Annotated in this window: 14 protein-coding genes; 10 read left to right on the top strand and 4 right to left on the bottom strand. The window is 72.2% G+C overall.

The genetic code is table 11. The features are described from left to right. Window positions 1-114: 114 nt before the first annotated feature. From rhaI to ACFO6V_RS12990, 4 genes are read left to right on the top strand one after another with little or no spacing between them, the layout of a single operon-like run. Window positions 115-1,290 carry an L-rhamnose isomerase gene (rhaI, locus tag ACFO6V_RS13005; RefSeq protein WP_377135976.1) on the top strand — a complete coding sequence of 392 codons (1,176 nt, stop codon included), beginning with the start codon at window positions 115-117 and terminating at the stop codon, window positions 1,288-1,290. Beyond that, a complete protein-coding gene (locus ACFO6V_RS13000; RefSeq protein WP_377135974.1) occupies window positions 1,287-2,264 on the top strand; it encodes an alpha/beta hydrolase fold domain-containing protein in 978 nt (325 codons plus the stop codon). The genes rhaI and ACFO6V_RS13000 overlap by 4 nt, the downstream gene beginning before the upstream one ends. Continuing rightward, entirely contained in the window at window positions 2,261-4,357 is a 2,097-nt protein-coding gene (locus ACFO6V_RS12995) for a bifunctional aldolase/short-chain dehydrogenase (protein WP_377135972.1), read from the top strand. The genes ACFO6V_RS13000 and ACFO6V_RS12995 overlap by 4 nt, the downstream gene beginning before the upstream one ends. Next, window positions 4,354-5,967, top strand: coding sequence for a rhamnulokinase (locus tag ACFO6V_RS12990; protein ID WP_377135970.1), 1,614 nt, complete (start codon window positions 4,354-4,356; stop codon window positions 5,965-5,967). Before ACFO6V_RS12995 ends, ACFO6V_RS12990 begins: the two co-directional genes overlap by 4 nt. A 94-nt stretch (window positions 5,968-6,061) precedes the next feature. Here ACFO6V_RS12990 and ACFO6V_RS12985 read toward each other — a convergent pair whose 3' ends face one another. Further along, window positions 6,062-7,243, bottom strand: coding sequence for a substrate-binding domain-containing protein (locus ACFO6V_RS12985; protein WP_377135968.1), 1,182 nt, complete (start codon window positions 7,241-7,243; stop codon window positions 6,062-6,064). Beyond that, a complete protein-coding gene (locus ACFO6V_RS12980) occupies window positions 7,240-9,123 on the bottom strand; it encodes a heparinase II/III domain-containing protein (protein WP_377135966.1) in 1,884 nt (627 codons plus the stop codon). Before ACFO6V_RS12980 ends, ACFO6V_RS12985 begins: the two co-directional genes overlap by 4 nt. Before the next feature lie 173 nt (window positions 9,124-9,296). Here ACFO6V_RS12980 and ACFO6V_RS12975 point away from each other — a divergent pair, with 173 nt between their 5' ends. The 6 genes from ACFO6V_RS12975 to ACFO6V_RS12950 all read left to right on the top strand — a co-directional run bounded on the left by ACFO6V_RS12975 (window position 9,297) and on the right by ACFO6V_RS12950 (window position 16,284). Next, window positions 9,297-10,319: a hydroxyacid dehydrogenase gene (locus ACFO6V_RS12975; protein ID WP_377135964.1), complete on the top strand. Its 1,023-nt coding sequence runs from the start codon at window positions 9,297-9,299 to the stop codon at window positions 10,317-10,319. A gap of 32 nt (window positions 10,320-10,351) precedes the next feature. Continuing rightward, on the top strand, window positions 10,352-12,289 hold the full coding sequence (locus ACFO6V_RS12970; protein ID WP_377135962.1) for a DUF2264 domain-containing protein: 1,938 nt from the start codon (window positions 10,352-10,354) through the stop codon (window positions 12,287-12,289). Between the two features lie 71 nt (window positions 12,290-12,360). Continuing rightward, window positions 12,361-13,656, top strand: a complete 1,296-nt coding sequence (locus ACFO6V_RS12965) for an extracellular solute-binding protein (RefSeq protein WP_377135960.1) — start codon at window positions 12,361-12,363, stop codon at window positions 13,654-13,656. A gap of 125 nt (window positions 13,657-13,781) precedes the next feature. Further along, a complete protein-coding gene (locus tag ACFO6V_RS12960; RefSeq protein ID WP_377135958.1) occupies window positions 13,782-14,735 on the top strand; it encodes a carbohydrate ABC transporter permease in 954 nt (317 codons plus the stop codon). After that, window positions 14,735-15,574, top strand: a complete 840-nt coding sequence (locus ACFO6V_RS12955; protein ID WP_377135956.1) for a carbohydrate ABC transporter permease — start codon at window positions 14,735-14,737, stop codon at window positions 15,572-15,574. Before ACFO6V_RS12960 ends, ACFO6V_RS12955 begins: the two co-directional genes overlap by 1 nt. Before the next feature lie 5 nt (window positions 15,575-15,579). Beyond that, entirely contained in the window at window positions 15,580-16,284 is a 705-nt protein-coding gene (locus tag ACFO6V_RS12950) for a DUF624 domain-containing protein (protein WP_377136608.1), read from the top strand. 94 nt (window positions 16,285-16,378) lie between these two features. Here the strand turns inward: ACFO6V_RS12950 and ACFO6V_RS12945 are convergent, their stop codons facing one another. Then, window positions 16,379-17,290: a sugar phosphate isomerase/epimerase family protein gene (locus ACFO6V_RS12945; RefSeq protein WP_377135954.1), complete on the bottom strand. Its 912-nt coding sequence runs from the start codon at window positions 17,288-17,290 to the stop codon at window positions 16,379-16,381. Further along, window positions 17,287-18,510 (bottom strand): dihydrodipicolinate synthase family protein, encoded by a 1,224-nt coding sequence (locus ACFO6V_RS12940; RefSeq protein ID WP_377135952.1) that lies wholly within the window; start codon window positions 18,508-18,510, stop codon window positions 17,287-17,289. Before ACFO6V_RS12940 ends, ACFO6V_RS12945 begins: the two co-directional genes overlap by 4 nt. Window positions 18,511-18,565 lie beyond the last annotated feature (55 nt).

Raw genomic sequence — 18,565 nt, 5'->3', positions numbered from 1 at the left:
GCTGCCGCCGTCGGCTCGCCACGATGGGGTTGACCGGGGGAGCGCGCGCCGCATAGGCTCCAGTGAATCGTTTCAAGATGGTGCACGAGGAAGTGCGCGGAGAGGAAGGACGCCATGGCGGCATCCACACGAACCGAGGCGGCCAAGTCCGCGCTCCGGCAGCAGACGATCGAGCTGCCGTCGTGGGCGTTCGGCAACTCGGGGACGAGGTTCAAGGTCTTCGGCCAGCCGGGCGTCCCGCGCGACCCGTTCGAGAAGCTGGCCGACGCCGCACAGGTGCACCAGTACACCGGCGTCGCCCCGCGGGTCAGCCTGCACATCCCCTGGGACCTCGTCGACGACTTCTCAGGTCTTGCCCGGCACGCCGAGGACCTGGGCGTGCAGATCGGCATGATCAACTCGAACGTGTTCCAGGACGACGACTTCATGCTGGGCTCCCTCGCCCACCCCGACCCCCGGGTGCGGGCCAAAGCGGTGGACCACCACAAGCAGTGCATCGACGTCATGCGGGCGACGGGCTCCAAGGACCTCAAGGTCTGGCTCTCCGACGGCCTCAACTACCCGGGCCAGGACTCGATCCGGGCCCGGCAGGACCGGATCGCCGAGTCCCTCGCCGAGATCTACGGCGCGCTCGACGACGACCAGCACATGGTGCTCGAGTACAAGTTCTTCGAGCCCGCTTTCTACATCACCGACGTCCCGGACTGGGGCACGTCCCTGCTGCACGTCATGGCCCTGGGCGACCGGGCGAAGGTGGTGCTCGACACCGGCCACCACGCGCCGGGCACCAACATCGAGTTCATCGTGGCGCAGCTCCTGCGCCAGGGCCGCCTCGGCGCCTTCGACTTCAACAGCCGCTTCTACGCCGACGACGACCTCATGGTCGGCGCCGCTGACCCGTTCCAGCTGTTCCGGATCATGCACGAGATCGTTTTAGCCGGCGCCCACGCGCCGGACAGCGGCGTCAACTTCATGCTCGACCAGTGCCACAACATCGAGCCGAAGATCCCGGCCCAGATCCGCTCGGTCATGAACGTCCAGGAGGCGACGGCGAAGGCGCTGCTCGTCGACGTCGAGGCGCTCACAGCGGCCCAGCTCGCCGGCGATGTGCTCGGCGCGCACGCCGTGCTCATGGACGCGTACGACACCGACGTCCGCCCGCTCGTCGCCGAGGTGCGCGAGGAGATGGGCCTGGACCCGAACCCCAGGGCCGCCTTCGCGGCCTCCGGGTACGCCGAGAAGGTCGCCGCCGAGCGGGTCGGGGGCGCGCAGGCCGGATGGGGCGCGTGAGCGGCACGGTCGGGGACCGTCTCCTCGACGGCCCGCACGGCGATCTGCGGGTGCGGGTCTACGAGCCGGCAGACGGCACCGACCGGGTGGCCGGCCTGGTATGGGCGCACGGTGGTGCCTTCATGTACGGCGACCTCGACATGCCCGAGGCCGACTGGGTGGCGCGGCGGCTCGCCGACGTCGGCGTGGTGGTCGTGAGTGTCGACTACCAGCTCGCGCCGGATCTCGACTACCGGGACCCGGCCGGTTCCGCGGCACCTGATGGGGTGCGGTTCCCCGTCGCGTCCGAGGAGGTCACGTTCGCCTACGGCTGGGCGCGGGACGTGGAGCTCGGCGTCGGGTCAGAACAGTGGTCGCTGGGCGGGGCAAGTGCCGGCGGGAACCTGGCGGCCGGTGCGTCGTTGCGGCTGCGCGACGCGGGCGGGCCGCAGCCGCGGTCGATAGTGCTGGCCTACCCCGTGGCCCACTACGAGCTACCGGCCCCGAGCCCCGAGCTGGCCGAGAAGATCGCCGCGCTGCCGCCCGACCGGAACTTCCCGCCCGAGGCCATGCGCGCCATGGGCGCCAACTACCTGGGCGGCAGCGACGTCCCGATCTCGCCGTACGCCCACCCCGGAGGACAGGACCTGCGCGGGCTGCCGCCCACGTTCGTCGTCACGTCCGACCACGACGCGCTGCGGTCCTCGGGCGAGGCGTACTGCGCCGACCTCGCGGCGGCCGGCGTCGACGTGCTGCTCGTCCGCGAGGACAGCACGTATCACGGCCACCTCAACGAGCCGGCCACCGCCGGTGCGGCGCGCAGCATCGCGCGCATCGCGGCCTGGCTCACCGTCGACGGCCTCGTCGGCACGCCGCACGAACCACCGCACCACCACGACGTCACGCCCCCGCCGGCCGAGCTTGCCGGGACCTCGGTCCCTGCGCGCTCGACTGACGCAGGGCACCGAGCCGACACGGAAGCAGCAGCCCGATGACGAACCAGACTGCCGACGCGACAGACAACCCGACGGTCACCTCGCTCGTCGCCCGCTCGAACCGGCTGGGCGCCGACCCCCGCAACACCAACTACGCGGGTGGCAACACGTCCGCGAAGGGGACCGCCACCGACCCCGTGACGGGCGAGCCCGTCGAGCTGCTGTGGGTCAAGGGCTCGGGCGGCGACCTCGGCACGCTCCAGCCCCAGGGCCTGGCCGTGCTGCGGCTGGACCGGATGCGCGCTCTCGTCGACGTGTACCCGGGCCTGGACCGCGAGGACGAGATGGTCGCCGCGTTCGACTACTGCCTGCACGGCAAGGGCGGCGCGGCGCCGTCGATCGACACCGCCATGCACGGCCTGGTCGACGCCGCCCACGTGGACCACCTCCACCCCGACTCGGGCATCGCGTTGGCCGCCGCGGCCGACGGCGAGGCGCTCACCCGGGAGATCTTCGGCGACGAGGTCGTCTGGGTGCCGTGGCGCCGGCCCGGCTTCCAGCTCGGGCTCGACATCGCGGCGATCAAGGCCGCGAACCCGCAGGCCATCGGCTGCATCCTGGGTGGGCACGGCATCACGGCCTGGGGCGACACCTCGGACGAGGCGGAGGAGCGGTCGCTCGGCATCATCCGGCGCGCCGAGGAGTTCATCGAGTCGCGGACGGCGGCCCTCGCGGCCGACGGCGCGCACGCGTTCGGCGCCGTCCGCCCCGGCTACGAGCCCCTGCCCGACGCCGAGCGGCGCGCCCGGGCGGCAGCGCTCGCCCCGGTGATCCGCGGCATCGCGTCAGCGGATGCGCCGCAGGTCGGCCACTTCACCGACTCCGACGTCGTGCTGGACTTCCTCGCGCGGGAGCGGCTGCTGCCGCTCGCCGGGCTCGGCACCTCGTGCCCCGACCACTTCCTCCGCACCAAGGTGAAGCCGCTGGTCGTGGACGTTCCGCCGTCGGCGACCGTGGAGGAGACGGTGGCCGCGCTCCGGGCCGCGCACGAGGCGTACCGCGCGGACTATGCGGCGTACTACGAGCGCGGCGCTGCAGCGGCGCGGGCCCGCGGCGAGGAGCCGCCTGCGATGCGCGGCGCCGACCCGGCGATCGTGCTGGTGCCGGGCGTGGGCATGTTCTCGTACGGGCGGAACAAGCAGACGGCGCGCGTGGCCGGCGAGTTCTACGTCAACGCGATCAACGTGATGCGCGGCGCGGAGACGATCTCGACGTACGCGCCCATCGCCGAGGACGAGAAGTTCCGCATCGAGTACTGGGCGCTCGAGGAGGCGAAGCTGCAGCGTATGCCCGCGCCGAAGCCGCTGGCGACGAGGGTCGCCCTGGTGACCGGGGCGGCGTCGGGCATCGGGAAGGCGATCGCCACGCGGCTCGTCGCCGAGGGCGCGTGCGTGGTCGTCGCCGACCTGGATCTCGCCAAGGCGTCCGACGCCGCGGCCGAGCTGGGCTCGGCGGACGTCGCGATCGGCGTGGCCATGGACGTGTCGTCCGAGGCCGCCGTGCAGGCTGGGATCCGGGAGGCGGTGCTCGCGTTCGGCGGCGTCGACCTCGTGGTGAACAACGCGGGCCTGTCCCTGTCGCGGTCGCTGTTCGACACGACAGTGGCCGACTGGGACCTGCAGCACAACGTCATGGCCAAGGGCTCGTTCCTGGTTTCACGTGAAGCGGCGCGGGTGCTGGTCGACCAGGGACTGGGCGGCGACATCGTCTACATCTCCTCGAAGAACTCGGTGTTCGCAGGTCCCAACAACATCGCGTACTCCGCGACCAAGGCCGACCAGGCGCACCAGGTGCGGCTGCTCGCCGCCGAGCTGGGGGAGCACGGTATCCGCGTGAACGGCGTGAACCCGGACGGCGTGGTGCGCGGCTCGGGCATCTTCGCGTCCGGCTGGGGGGCCAACCGGGCGGCGGTCTACGGGGTGCCGGAGGAGAAGCTCGGCGAGTTCTACGCGCAGCGCACCCTGCTCAAGCGCGAGGTGCTGCCGGAGAACGTGGCGTCCGCCGTGTTCGCGCTGTGCACCTCGGACTTCTCGCACACGACAGGCCTGCACGTACCCGTCGACGCGGGCGTGTCAGCGGCGTTCCTGCGGTGAGCCCGTCGTCGGCCCCGTTGGTCGAGACCGAGACCGAGACCGGCCGACCCCCGTTGGTCGAGCCTGTCGAGACCTCGCAACCACCGTCCGGGGAGGCCTCCGGCTTCGTCGCGATCGATCTCGGCGCGACCAGCGGCCGGGTGATGCTCGGCGTGGTGGACGGCCGGCGGGTCGAGCTCGTCGAGTGCGGGCGGTTCCCCAACGGGCCCGTGCCCGGCGAGCGCGGCGAGCTCCGCTGGGACGTGCGCGCGCTGTGGCGCGGGATCCTCGACGGGTTGCGGTCCGCGGGCGACGTCGCACGCGAGCGGGGCGTCGAGGTCCGCGGGATCGGCGTCGACTCGTGGGCGGTCGACTACGGGCTGCTCGACGGCGCCGGCGAGCTGGTGGCGGACCCGCACTGCTACCGGGACGCACGCACCGACGGAGTCGCCGACGAGGTGTACCGGCAGATCTCGTTCGCGGAGCACTACGCGGTGAACGGGTTGCAGAATCTGCCGTTCACCACGGAGTTCCAGCTGGTGGCGGGCGTCTCGACCCGTTCGACAGGCTCAGGGCAAGCTGGCTCGACCAGCGACGGCGACGAGTGGGCGCGGGCCGAGCAGCTGCTGCTGATTCCCGATCTGATCGCCTACTGGCTCACGGGGCGTCGGGTCGCGGAGGTGACCAACGCGTCGACCACCGGACTGCTCGACGCTCGCTCGCGCGACTGGTCGGCCGACCTCCTGGACCGGCTCGCCGCGGCACGTCCCGGGCTCGCCGGACTCCGCGACCGGCTGCCGGAGCTCGTCGAGCCCGGCGCCGCCGTCGGGCACCTGCTGCCCGAGGTGCGGGAGGCGACGGGGCTGGGCGACGTGCCCGTGCTCGCGGTCGCCTCGCACGACACGGCCTCCGCCGTCGCGGCGGCCCCGCTCGGGACGTCGGCGGCGTACATCTCGTCGGGGACGTGGTCGCTCGTCGGGCTGGAGCTGCCGGCTCCCGTGCTCACCGAGGCGAGCCGCGCCGCGAACTTCACCAACGAGCTCGGGCTCGACGGCACGGTCCGGTACCTGCGCAACGTCATGGGGCTGTGGGTGCTCGACGAGTGCGTCCGGGCCTGGGCGGCAGCGGACGGCGCATCCGTCGACCTGCCGGGCCTGCTCGCCGCGGCCGAGGCCGAGCCCGGAGGGCGCTGCCTCGTGGACGTCGACGGCGACGAGTTCCTCGCGCCGGGCGACATGCCCCGCCGGGTGTCCGACGCCGTCGCCCGCCTCGGCGTCGAGCTTCGTCCGGACACGGTCAGTACGCGGCCGGCCCTGGTCCGCGTGATCCTCGACAGCCTCGCCGCCGCGTCGGCACGGGCGGTATCCGAGGCATCTGCCCTGGCAGGCGTGGTTGTGGACGCGGTACACGTGGTCGGCGGTGGGTCGCAGAACGAGCTGCTGTGCCGGCTCACGGCCGAGGCGGCGGGACTGCCCGTGATCGCGGGACCGGTCGAGGCGACGGCGCTCGGGAACGTGCTCGTGCAGGCCCGCGCGGTCGGCGTCGTCTCCGGCGACCTGACGACGCTCCGCGACGTGGTGCGCGAGAGCAGCTCCCTGCGGCGCTACGACCCCGCGCCGGGAAGTTGGTAGGCGATCCGGTCCGGGCGGGTCCCCGGCCCGTTGAGTGCTGGGTATTTGTGCGCGGCGACGCTTCTACGGCGCAGATACCCAGCACTCAAACGGCCTACTCTCGGGCTGCGCTCGACGCGCGCACGATGAGGCGCGGGCTCAGCTCGATGCGGTGCACCGGCCGGTCCGCCCCGGTCACCGCGTCGCCGCCGTCGCTGCCCGGCGACGCCGCGGCATCCGCCCGGGCCGCGAGGCGCCGCAGCAGGAGCTCCAGCGCGCCCGCGCCGATCGCCGCCTTGGGCGGCCGCACCGCGGTGAGCGGCGGATCGGCCAGGCCGGCGACCTCGTCGTCGTACGCGATCACCGCGAGGTCCGCGGGTACCCGCACGCCGCGCTCCTGCGCCTGCTCGACCAGCGAGATCGCCTCCCGGTCGGAATGCACGATGAGCGCCGTCGCCCCGGTCTCCGCGCACCTGTCCAGGACGGAGGCGGCCTCGTCGGCCCAGTCGGCGTCGAACATCGGCACGGTCTCCAGGTCGACCACCACGTCGAGGCCCAGCTCGTCCGCCACCGCGAGAAAACCGCGCCGGACGGCGGCCGAGGTCGGGCTGGTGCGTGACGTCACCAGTCCCACCCGCCGGTGCCCGCGCTCCGCGATGTGGCGCGTGGCCACGCCGGAGCCGAGCGCGTGGTCGGTGGCCACCGACTCCAGCGGCTCGCGGTACGGGCCGGTCGCCAGCCGCCGTTCCATCAGCACCACCGGGACGTTCAGGCCGGCCAGCCACTCGCCGAGCTCTGCGGCCTCGGGCCCGTCGACGGGCGGCGCCACGAGGAGGCCGTCCACGCCCGGTCCGCCGTCCTCCCCGACGAGCGCGGCCACCTGGCGCCGCACCTGGTCGACCTCGTACGACGCGCCGCGCAGGATCAGCCGCACCTCCCCGCGCGCGGCGTCCCGCGCGCCGCGGATCACCTCGGGCCAGTAGTACTCGATGGAGGGCACGACCATGCCGATGGTCAGCTGGTCGACGCGACCGCCCGACGCCGGATCGGGCTGGGGGATACCCGTGCTGGCACCCGTGCGAGCACCGAGGCCCGCGCTGCGTGCCGGGATCCGGGCGCCGCCGTGCACCTTCTCCAGCGTGCCGTCCGCGACGAGCAGCGCGAGGTCGCGTCGCACGGTCACGGGTGTCACGCCGAGCACGCGCGACAGGTCGCTCACGCGCGCCGAACCGGTCTCCCGCACTCGCGCGATGAGGCGCGCCCGACGCTCGCTGGGGAGCGGCGCTTCCTCAGTCATGCAACCTCCTGCGGTACGGACCCGGTGGGTCTCATGTTTACTCGGAACGTGCCGGACGGCGCCTCGGTACGCGCGGTCAGCCGCAACCGGGTCAGATGTTCGCCCCAGACGGCCGACAGCTCGGGGTCGTCCAGCTCGCGCACGTCCAGCTCGGCGTCGACGGCATCAGGATCCCAGGTCAGGGAGAGTACGCGTGCCGTCGCCGGGCCGCCGTCCGGGGTGAACCGGACCTGCGCGCGGCCGGGCGTGAGCGTGACGTCGCCGGCCAGGAGCCAGTGCCAGGCCGTCGAGCCGGTAGCGGGTGCCGGGGTGTGCGGGTCCGAGAAGGCCCAGGAGTCCTCGACGGTCACCGACTCGGCGTCCGGATCCAGCGTGGTCTCGCGCCACCAGTGCTCGAGCCCGTCCACCGGATAGGCCCCGCCAAGGTCCAGCCGGGCCCGCCAGAGGCGGGAGTCCGCTCCGTCGTCCGACACCTCGAAGTCGCGCGCGGCGAACTGTTCGCCCGGGGCCTGCTCCACACCGCGGATCCGGGGGACGTTGTGCCAGTCGCCCCGGACCATCCACAGGTCGTACCGGTCCGGCCCGAAGGTGCCGGCGCGGTACGTGGGCTTGCCGGCGTCGACCACCACGGGTACGCCGTCGAGCGCCACGATGACCGAGCCCACGTCCACGTGGTTGTGGTTCTCGTCGTTGTGCCCGCCCTTGACCGAGACCGCGAGACCCCGCGCGGACCCGGGCGCCGAGCGGGCCACGGCGACCCCTGTGGAGGGGAAGTGCACCCGCCCGACGAGGGGCGGAGCGGTGGTCGGCGCCTCTGCCCACGCGGCGTCGGAGAGCATCCGGACCGCCCGGGGGAGGGAAGCGCGCTCGTCGAACAGGCCTCCCGGCAGCCCGCGACGGCCGGCCGCGTGCCGGGCGGCGTCGTCGTCGCCCACCCGCAGCGCCCAGGCGTGCACGACGTTCCACGGCCAGGTCGCGAGCGGGCGTGCGACGCTGTCGGCCACGTTGACGTACCAGTCGCCGCCGAGGTGCATGGAGTGGGGGAAGGCGATCGTCGCGTGGATGCGGTCCAGCGCCGCCGGATCCTGCTCGATGCCCGCGAACTGGAGCAGGTCCTGCGCCTCCAGCGCGCGGGCTGCGCCCTGCCACCAGTAGCTGTAGCCCTCGTCCACCCCGCCGTCGTCGGGCAGCGACGCCCAGTAGGCGGCTATCCCCTTTGCGACGAGCGCGGTGACGGCCCGACGCCGGTCCGGGTCCTCCTCCAGCGCGAGGTTGGCGGCCAGCACGTTCCCCTGGATCCACGGGCTCCAGTTCATGATCGGGTGGTCGACGCCGAGCCACCACCAGTCGCGGCGCTCCGTGAACGGCCGCAGCACCCGGGCCTGGGTCTCCTGCCGGATCCGCCACCGCACGCCGGGGGCACGCTCGTCGAGCACCGGGCCGAGCAGGTGGTCGATCCACGCGAGCTGCGCGGCGACCTCGCCCGCCCCGAGGTCGAGGTGCGGCTCGGTGACGGTGGGCGTGACCCGGCCGAACCGGGTGTTGGTGTCGTCGTGGGCGGCCCAGCACCAGGCCGACTGCTCGCACAGCAGCAGGACTCCGTCGACGACCTCGTCGACGCGGTCCGTGCGCGGGTCGAGCAGCGCGGCGAGCGTGGCGCGGGTGAGGCGCGCGTGCCGGGCGGCGACGTTCGCCTCGTAGACCGTGCGGTCGCCGTCGCGGAAGAACCTGGCGTACTGCGACGCGAGGGTCTGCGGCCAGGGAGTGCCGCGCTCGGCGTCCGCCGTCGCCGTCGTCGGCGCGAGGGCCTGGACGACGCGGTCGGACGCCCAGAAGCTCCGGTCGGCGACGTCGGGAGCAGGCAGCGGCGCTGCTGTCATGTGCTGTCCTCCAGTGATCGAAAATGATCGTAGAGGATTTCTCTGCCTGGGGCCAGGGGCTTGCCAAGGCGGTGTGGCGTGGGCTTCAATGGGGCCTCGTCCGATCGTAGTTGATCGGAACTGTTCGGCTGGATGATCAGGCGAACGCGAACTCGATGGGGAGGAGAGCGGTGGTGCGGCGACCTGAGGTCCTGCTCGTCATGGACGACCGAGCGCGGAAGATGCAGTTCGGTCCTGAGGAGGAAACCCGGCTGCGTGAGCTCGCGCTGCTCGGCGAGCCCGTACGCGTCACCGCCTACGACACGCCCGAGGCCAAGGAACGGCTGGCGGACGTCGAGGTGCTCCTCACCTCGTGGGGTGCTCCCCGGATCACCGCGGAGGTCCTCGACCTCGCGCCGAACCTGCGCGCGGTGCTGCACTGCGCGGGCACGGTCCGGCCGCTCGTGTCCGACGCCGTGTGGGAGCGCGGGCTGCTCGTCACCAACGCCGTCGCGGAGAACGCACTGCCGGTCGCGGAGTTCACGGTGGCCGCGATCTTCATGGCGGGCAAGAAGGCGCCGTTCCTCGCGAACATCGCCCGCACGCGGCGCGACGACTGGTCCTACCTGGGCGAGCACGGGGTCCTGTCCAACCGGGACCAGGTGGTCGGGATCGTCGGATTCTCCCGGACCGGGCGCCAGGTGGTGGCGCGGCTGACCGTGCAAGGCTCCGGCCCCGAGACGAGGGAGCTCCTCGTCGCGGACCCGTTCGCGGACCCCGCCGCCGTGGCCGAGGCCGGCGCGCGGCTGGTGCCGCTCGACGAGCTGCTGGCCGCGTCCGACATCGTCTCCCTGCACGTCCCGGAGCTGCCCTCGACGCGCAAGCTGATCGGCGCGCGCGAGCTGGCGCTCATGCCGGACGGCGCCACCCTGATCAACACCGCGCGCGGCGCCGTCGTGGACACCGCGGCGCTGGAGGCCGAGTGCGCGACCGGGCGTATCTACGCGATGCTCGACGTCACGGAGCCGGAGCCGCTGCCTGCGTCGTCGGTGCTGTACGACCTGCCCAACGTCATGATCACGCCGCACGTCGCCGGGTCGCTCGGGACGGAGACACGGCGGATGACGGCCGCCGCGCTCGACGAGCTCGAGCGGTACGCGCGAGGTGACTCCCCGCGGAGCGCCGTCACCCGCGCCGACATGGAGTTCGTCGCATGAGCCGCCACGTGTCAGAAGCACGCATCACTCCGGTGACCTCCACGTCTGACAGGTCGATGGCGACCGGACCTGAGGCCCGTGCCTGGCTCACGGCCTACGCCGACCGGCTCCTGGCCGGGGTCCGGCCGTACGCCTCGCCGAGCGGGTCGCTCATCACGCTGCCCGGCAAGCCCGGCGGGTACGGCACCGCGGTCGACGGCCTCGAGGGGTTCGCGCGCACGTTCCTGCTGGCCGGCTTCCGGCTCGCGGGCGAGAACGGTGAGGACCCGACGGGCCTCGCCGAGCGGTACGCGGCAGGGCTGGCAGCGGGCACCGACCCCGCACACCCCGAGCGCTGGACCCGGCCCGAGGAGCACGGCCAGGCCAAGGTCGAGGCAGCCTCGCTCGCCCTGATCCTCGACATGACGCGGCCCTGGATCTGGGACCGTCTGTCGTCCGACGTGCAGGAACGGACCGTGGAGTACCTCGCGTCCGTCGTCGGCGACCTCGACTACCCGGACAACAACTGGGTGTGGTTCCGGATCGTTGTCGAGACCTTCCTGCGGTCGGTCGGTGGCCCGTTCTCCGCCGACGACATGGTGCACGACCTCGCCGCGCACGACCGGTTCCGCCGTCCCGGTGGCTGGTTCGCCGACGGTCCCGAGCGGAGCTACGACCACTACGCGGGCTGGGCCCTGCACCTGTACCCGGCCCTGTGGGAGCGGATGACGGGCGCGGCCGAGGTCGCAGCGGCGGCGGGCGACGACCTGGCGACCCGGTCGGCAGCCGACCGGGAGCACCTGGCGCGCTACCTCGACGACGCGCTGGCCCTCGTCGGGTCGGACGGCGGCCCGCTGATCCAGGGCCGCAGCCTCACCTACCGCTTCGCGGCCGCCGCGCCGTTCTGGGCCGGTGCGTTCGCCGGAGTCGGTCGCCCCGGGCAGATCAGGGAGGCGGCGACGCGGATCGTGCGGCACTTCGCCGAGCACGACGTGCCGGGACCGGACGGCCTGCTCACCCTCGGCTGGCACGGCCCGTGGCGGCCCATCGCGCAGCGCTACAGCGGCCCCGGGTCGCCCTACTGGGCGAGCAAGGGCCTGCTCGGCCTGGCCCTCCCGGCGTCCCACGAGGTGTGGACCGCCGCGCCCGAACCGCTCCCCGTGGATGCCGGCGACGTGCTGGCGATCGCCGCCGCGCCCGGCTGGGCGATCAGCGCCACGCGCGACGACGGCATAGTCCGCGTCATCAACCACGGCACCGACCACGCGGTGCCGGGGGCCGACGTCGGCGACTCACCCCTGTACGCGCGCCTCGGTTACTCGACGGCGACCTCGCCGCTGCTCGACGCCGAGGCGTGGGACTCACCCCTGGACCAGTCGGTGGTGCTGCTCGACGCCGAAGGCCTGGCGACGCACCGCACGGGCTTCGCGACCGGACCGGTGGTCGAGCCCGTCGGGACCGCAGCCGTGCTGTCCTCGACGGCCGAGGCCCACTGGGTAGTAGCCGACCCGACCGTCCCCGACCACGGCTCCGGCCGGCCGGGCACCTCGACCCCTGCGGGCCGGATCACCACGGTGTCCGTGGTCCGCGGCGCCTGGGAGGTGCGTCTGGTGCGCGTCTCCGCGCCGGCCCAGGCCGAGACGGCCGAGACCACCAAGGCCACGGCGCTGCGGATCGGCGGCTGGGCCGCAGGTCCGGGGCTCGTCTCCACGGTGGTCCCCCTGCTGGGCGACGTCGCACCGGTGTGCGGCGAGACGACCTCCGACGACGCCACCCCGCTGGCCGGCCCGACGGTGACCCCCTGGTCGCGGTACGCACCGGTCCCGGACGGGTGGGTAGCCGTCGGCATCTACCTGGCGCGCACGCCCGCCACCCCACCCCAGGACGTCCCGGGGACCCCGGGGATCGGGCAGCCGCGCCTCGAGCTCACCGCCGGACAGGCCGCCGTGACCTGGCCGGACGGGGAACAGACCACGGCAACTCTGCCCTGACCACACACGCCGCTCCCGACAGCCGCCAGCAAGGCGGCCGTGGGAGCGGGATTACTCGAAGGAGAGTAGGAATGAACCGCAAGCTCATGAGCGCGGTCGGCGTTGCCGCCGCCGCGTCGCTGGCCCTCACCGGGTGCGGCGCCGAGTCCGAGCCCGAGGCCCCCGAAGGCCCCGTCACCATCACCCTGGCCGGCTGGGACTTCGCGTCCACGCCCGAGTTCCAGACGCTCGCGGACGCCTATCACGAGGCGAACCCGGACGTCACCGTGGAGCTCAAGGAGTACCCCGCGGGCGACGACTACGACACGGCACTCACCGCCGACCTGTCGGCAGGTGCCGCACCGGACGTCTTCATCGTGAAGAACCTGAAGAACTACGTGACGTTCCAGGAGGGTGGCACGCTCCTCGACATCTCGGACGTGGCCGCCGAGCTCGACCCGGCGACGGGTGGCCTCGAGCCGATGGCCGTCGACGGCGCCACCTACGCGGTGCCCTACCGCCAGGACACGTGGCTGCTCTACTACAACAAGGCCATGTTCGAGCAGGCCGGGGTCGACCTGCCGGACGGCTCCTGGACCTGGGACGACTACGCCGCCGCGGCGGAGGAGCTGACCAAGGGCATCGACGAGAAGTCGGTCACTGGCACCTACCTGCACAGCTGGCAGTCCACCGTGCAGGGCTTCGCGCTCGCGCAGACCGAGGGCGCCTCCATCGACGGCGGCGACTTCTCGTACCTCGCGCCGTACTACGAGCGTGAGCTCGCCATGCAGGACGCCGGCTCGCAGCCGTCCTACGCCACGGTCACCACGAACGAGCTGACCTACCAGGCGCAGTTCGGCACCCAGAAGGCAGCGATGATGCCGATGGGCTCGTGGTACATCGGCACGCTCGTGGCCGAGCAGGCCTCGGGTGCGGCCGACACGTTCGAGTGGGGCATCGCGCCGATCCCGCAGCTCGACGAGTCGACGACCGGCACGGAGAACACGCCGGTCAGCTTCGGTGACCCGACGACCATGGGCATCAACGCCGGGATCGACGAGTCGAAGATCGCCACCGCGAAGGACTTCCTGAAGTTCGCCGCAGGCCCCGAGGGCGCCGCAGCACTCGCCGAGATCGGCATCACGCCGGCTCTGATCGACGACACGGTCGCTGACGCGATCTTCTCGCTGGAGGGCGTGCCCCAGGACGAGCTGTCCCGGTTCTCCTACACCACGCACGAGACCCTGCCGGAGAACCCGGTGGGTCAGAACACGGCAGCCATCCAGACGATCCTCGGTGAGCTGCACTCGGCGGTCATGTCCGAGTCCACACCTGTGGACGAGGCGATCACCGAGGCCGAGGAGCGCGTGGCCAACGAGGTCGGCTAACCCCTGCTTGGTCGTGGGCGCGGTCGTCGCGCCTCGGACGCACGGTCGCGACGGCCGCGCCCACGACCAAGAGCTGGCCCCGCGCGGGGCACCAGAACATCAGTACTTCAGAGGAGATATTCCCCATGACGACACCGGTCGTCGGCAACCAGCGGACCCTCGGGTTCTCGCAGCCGGAGCCCTCGCGGCAGCTCAGAGCGCCGCGTACGTCGCTGAAGGTGCGCAACGCGCTGATCGGCTGGACGTTCATCCTGCCGAACTTCCTCGGCTTCGCGGTGCTCACCCTGACGCCGGTGTTCACGCTGTTCTACATGTCCCTGACGGACTGGAACATCTTCGGGACCGCCGAGTGGGTCGGGCTCGACAACTTCACGCGGCTCGTGGGGGACAAGAGCTTCCACACCGCGCTCGGCAACACGCTCTACTACGCGGCCTTGCACATCCCGATCACCATCGTCGTGTCGCTCGCCCTGGCGCTGCTGCTCAACCAGAAGCTGCGCGGCGCCGCGTTCTTCCGCACGGTGGCCTTCTTCCCGTACATCACCTCGATCGTCGCGGTCGCCGTGGTGTGGAACATGCTGTTCAGCCCCGAGTTCGGGCCGATCAACCAGTTCCTGGGCCTGTTCGTCGGCGGCGAGCTCCCCGGCTGGACGGTCTCCAAGGACTGGGCGATGCCCGCCGTCATCATCGTGGGCACCTGGAAGGACATGGGCTACTACATGCTTCTGTTCCTGGCCGGCCTGCAGACCGTGCCGACCGAGCTGCACGAGGCCGCCCGGATCGACGGCGCCGGCGCCTGGCAGCGGTTCTGGAACGTGACGCTGCCCTGCCTGCGGCCCACGATGTTCTTCGTGACCGTCATGGTCACCATCCAGAGCCTGAAGGTGTTCGACCTGATCCTCGTCATGACCGACGGCGGCCCGGGGCAGGCGACCCTCGTGCTCAGCCAGTACATCTACCAGAAGGGCTTCGAGCAGTTCCAGTTCGGGTACGCCTCGGCCATCGCCGTCGTCCTGTTCCTCATCTGCATCCTCGTGACCGTGGTGCAGTTCCTCTACAACAAGCGGAGGGATGCCTGATGGCCGCCCGTACGTCCCCGTCCCGGCGGGTCGGCCGCGTCCTGCTCTACGTCGTGATGATCGCCGCCGCTGCGGGGATCATGCTGCCGTTCGCCTGGATGGTCATCTCGTCACTGAAGCTGAACAACCAGGTGTTCACCGCACCGGTGCAGTGGATCCCCGACCCGGTCCAGTGGCGCAACTACATCGACATCTGGGTCAAGGCCGACATGGTCACGTGGGTACGCAACACCCTCGTGGTGTCCGTCGCCGTGACGTTCCTTCAGGTGCTGACCGGCAGCTTCGCCGCCTACGGCTTCGCCAAGATGCGCTTCCCCGGCCGGGACGTGCTGTTCCTGCTGTACATCGGGACCATCGCGGTGCCGTGGCAGTCCTACATGATCCCGCAGTTCCAGATGCTCTCGAGCTGGGGGCTCAACAACACCCTGTGGGCGATCATGCTGCTGCAGGCGTTCGGAGCCTTCGGCGTGTTCCTCATGAAGCAGTACTACGAGTCCATCCCCGACTCCCTGTCGGAAGCCGCCCGGATCGACGGCCTCTCCGAGTACGGGATCTGGTGGCGCATCATCATCCCGCTGTCCGTGCCCGCGCTGGCGTCGCTGACGATCATCACGTTCGTCCAGACCTGGAACGACTACCTCGGTCCGCTCATCTACCTGCGTGAGCGCCCCCTGTGGACCATCCAGCTCGGCCTGCAGTCGTTCATCGGGGAGTACAACGCCGAGCACGCGCTGATCATGACGGGCTCCGTGCTGTCGGTACTGCCGATCGCGCTGATCTTCCTCCTCGGCCAGCGCTACTTCATCCAGGGCATCGCGACGACGGGCGTGAAGGGGTGACCACGATGGACGCCGGGGTAGGGGCGGCGGGTGCCGCGGCAACGCCGCGGCGCCGGCCGCTGATCGGGCCGGAGACGTACGAGATGGTGTTCGGCACCGTCTACACCGGGCTGATGACGAACCTGCTCCTGGCGATCGCGTGCCTGCCCCTCGTGGCGCTGGTCGCGGCGACCGACCCCGCCGCGACCTGGCCGTACATCGCCCTGGCGGCGCCCCTGCTCGGCCCGGCGCTCGCCGCGGCCTTCGCGGTGTTCGGCGCCTTCAGCTCCGACGGTTCGACGGCGGTCGTGCGTACCTTCGCGCACGCCTGGCGCCGGCACCTGCGCCGTGGCCTCGCGATCGGGGCGCTCACCACGGGCGCCGTCGTCGTGGCCGCCGTCGACGTGGCCTTCTTCTGGGGCCGCACCCTCGGAGCGCTGGTGATCCCGGTGCTGGTGGCCCTCGCCGTCGGGGCGGTAGTGACCGCGGTCCTCGCCCTGGCCGCCGTGCCCGCCACGGCCGGTGCCCGCCTGCGCGACGTGCTTCTCGCGGCCCTCGTGCTCGGCAGCCGCCGCTGGTACCTCTCGGCGGGCGTCCTGCTCGTGCTCGGACTGCTGCTGTCCGTCCTGGCGGTGCGCCCCGTGGTGGGCCTCGGCTTCGCCGCGGCGCCGCTCCTCTACGCGATATGGGGCATCTGCCGCTTCACCCTCCGCGCCCCGACGCCGAAGTAGAGCGCCTGTCCGGACACGCGCTCTACTTCGGTGCTCCTGAGAGGCCGAGATAGAGCGTGCGTCCGGACAGGCGCTCTACTTCGGCGACCATCGGTCAGAGGTGCGGGGCCACGTGCTTCTCGTAGCGGGTCAGCACCGTCGCTGCCGTCTGCCACGTCGGGCGGGACCAGATCTCCTCGTTGAAGATCTCGGTCTCGATGTCGCCGACGTAGCCGGCGTCGCGCACCCAGCCCGTGATCGTCGCGAAGTCGATGTACCCGTCGCCGACGTGCCCGCGCGAGTTCAGCGGCTCCGCCGCGAGCGGCAGCACCCAGTCGCACACCTGGTACGACGCGATGCGGTCCTCCCGCCCCGCCCGGGCGATCGACTTCCGCAGCGAGGGGTCCCACCACACGTGGTACGTGTCGACCACCACGCCGACCTCGGACGCCGCGAACGGCGCCGCCAGGTCCAGGGCCTGGGCCAGCGTGGAGATCACCGCCCGGTCGGCGGCGAAGATCGGGTGCAGCGGCTCGAGCACTATCCGCACGCCGTGCTCGGCCGCGAACGGCACCAGGTCGGCGATCCGGTCGGCGACGCGGCCGCGCGTGGCGACGAGGTCGCGGTCCACGCCGGACGTCGGGGCACCGCCCGGCGTCGACCCGACCAGCCCGCCGACGACGAAGACCAGCTCCGAGGTGCCGATCGTCGCGGCCTCCTCGATCGCCAGCTTGTTGTCGTCGAGCGCGGCGCGGATCCCGGCGTCGTCGGCAGCGGTGAGGAATCCGCCGCGGCACAGGGACGACGCGCGCAGCCCGGCGTCCGCGATGATGCGGGCCGCCTGCGGCGCGCCGACGTCCTGCACCAGGTCGCGCCACGGCCCGACCGCACCGAAGCCCGCGGTGGCCGCCGCCTCGCACGCCTCGGCGAGCGAGGCATGCTTGACGGTCGCGGTGTTCAGCGAGGCCCGCCCCGACCTGTCAGACGTCTGAGTCACTCGGGTGACCTGGGGTTCTGACACGTTCATGCGATCACTCCGTACGTCGTCAGGAGGGCCCGGAGCCGTGCGGCGGCCAGCGGCGGGTCGAGCAGCATGCCGCAGCCGTCGGCCAGGCGGGCCAGCTCGACGAGATGACGCAGCGACCGGCCGGAGTGCAGCCCGCCCACCAGCGAGAACCCGGGCTGGAACCCGTTGAGCCAGGACAAGAACGCGATCCCGGTCTTGTAGTAGTACGTGGGCGCGGCGAAGATGTGCCGGCCCAGCGCCTCGGTCGAGGCCAGGATCTTGTGCCCGCCCTCGGCGTCGCCGGCGTCGAACGCCTGCAGCGCCGTCGAGGCGGCGGGGTAGATCGCGGCGAAGATGCCGAGCAGCGCGTCCGAGTGGCCCTGCTCGTCGCCGGCGATGAGCTTCGGGTAGTTGAAGTCGTCACCGGTGTAGAGCCGGACATCGGATGCACCAGCCGACAGCTCGGCCAGCGAACGGCGCAGGCCCACCTCGTGGGTCGCGTCGAGCAGGGACACCTTGACGCCGTCGATCCGCGGCTGGTGCGCCCGGATCAGGTCGAGGAACGTCGCCGTGGCGTCGTCGACCGAGTCCGAGCCCCAGTAGCCGGCCAGCGCCGGGTCGAACATGGTGCCGAGCCAGTGCAGGATCACCGGCTGCTCGGCATCGGCGAGGACCGCGTCGTACACGAGCGCGTAGTCCTCGGGCCCACGGGCGACCTTCGCCAGCGCACGCGAGGCCATGACGATGACCTGCGCCCCGGCGTCCTGCACCAGGTGGAGCTGCTCGCGGTACGCGTCGGCCACCGTGGCGAGTCCAGCGGCGCCCGGCACCAGCCCGGCGACGACGTCCGGCGTGAGCTGGTCGGTGCCCGCACCGCAGGCGACGCGTGCGCCCACGGAGGCGGCCTCGGCCGCCGACCGCCGCACGAGCTCCTGCGTCGCTGCCCAGTCCAGCCCCATGCCGCGCTGCGCGGTGTCCATCGCGTCGGCGACGCCGAGACCGTGCTCCCAGATGCGGTGCCGGTAGGCGAGCGTGGAGTCCCAGTCGACGACCGCGGGCGCGCCCGGGACGTTCTCCGCCCCGACCTGCGGCACCACGTGGGCCGCCGCGAAGGCGATGCGGGACTCGATGGGTCGTGACGGCTTGGTCCAGGGACCGGGGGCGCTCAGCTCGACGGTCTCCGAGCCGGTGACCCGGCCCTCGCCGTCGAACACGGGGAACGCGACTGCCGCTCCGCTCACAGGCTGTCCTTTCGTGTGCTGTTCCTTGTGTTCCGCTTCGGGCGCGTGGCTCGTT

It is taken from the genome of Promicromonospora alba, from assembly GCF_042654905.1.
Taxonomy (GTDB): Bacteria; Actinomycetota; Actinomycetes; order Actinomycetales; family Cellulomonadaceae; genus Promicromonospora; species Promicromonospora alba.
Note: the sequence above shows the minus strand (reverse complement) of the source record. Positions and strands in the feature narration are given on the sequence as shown.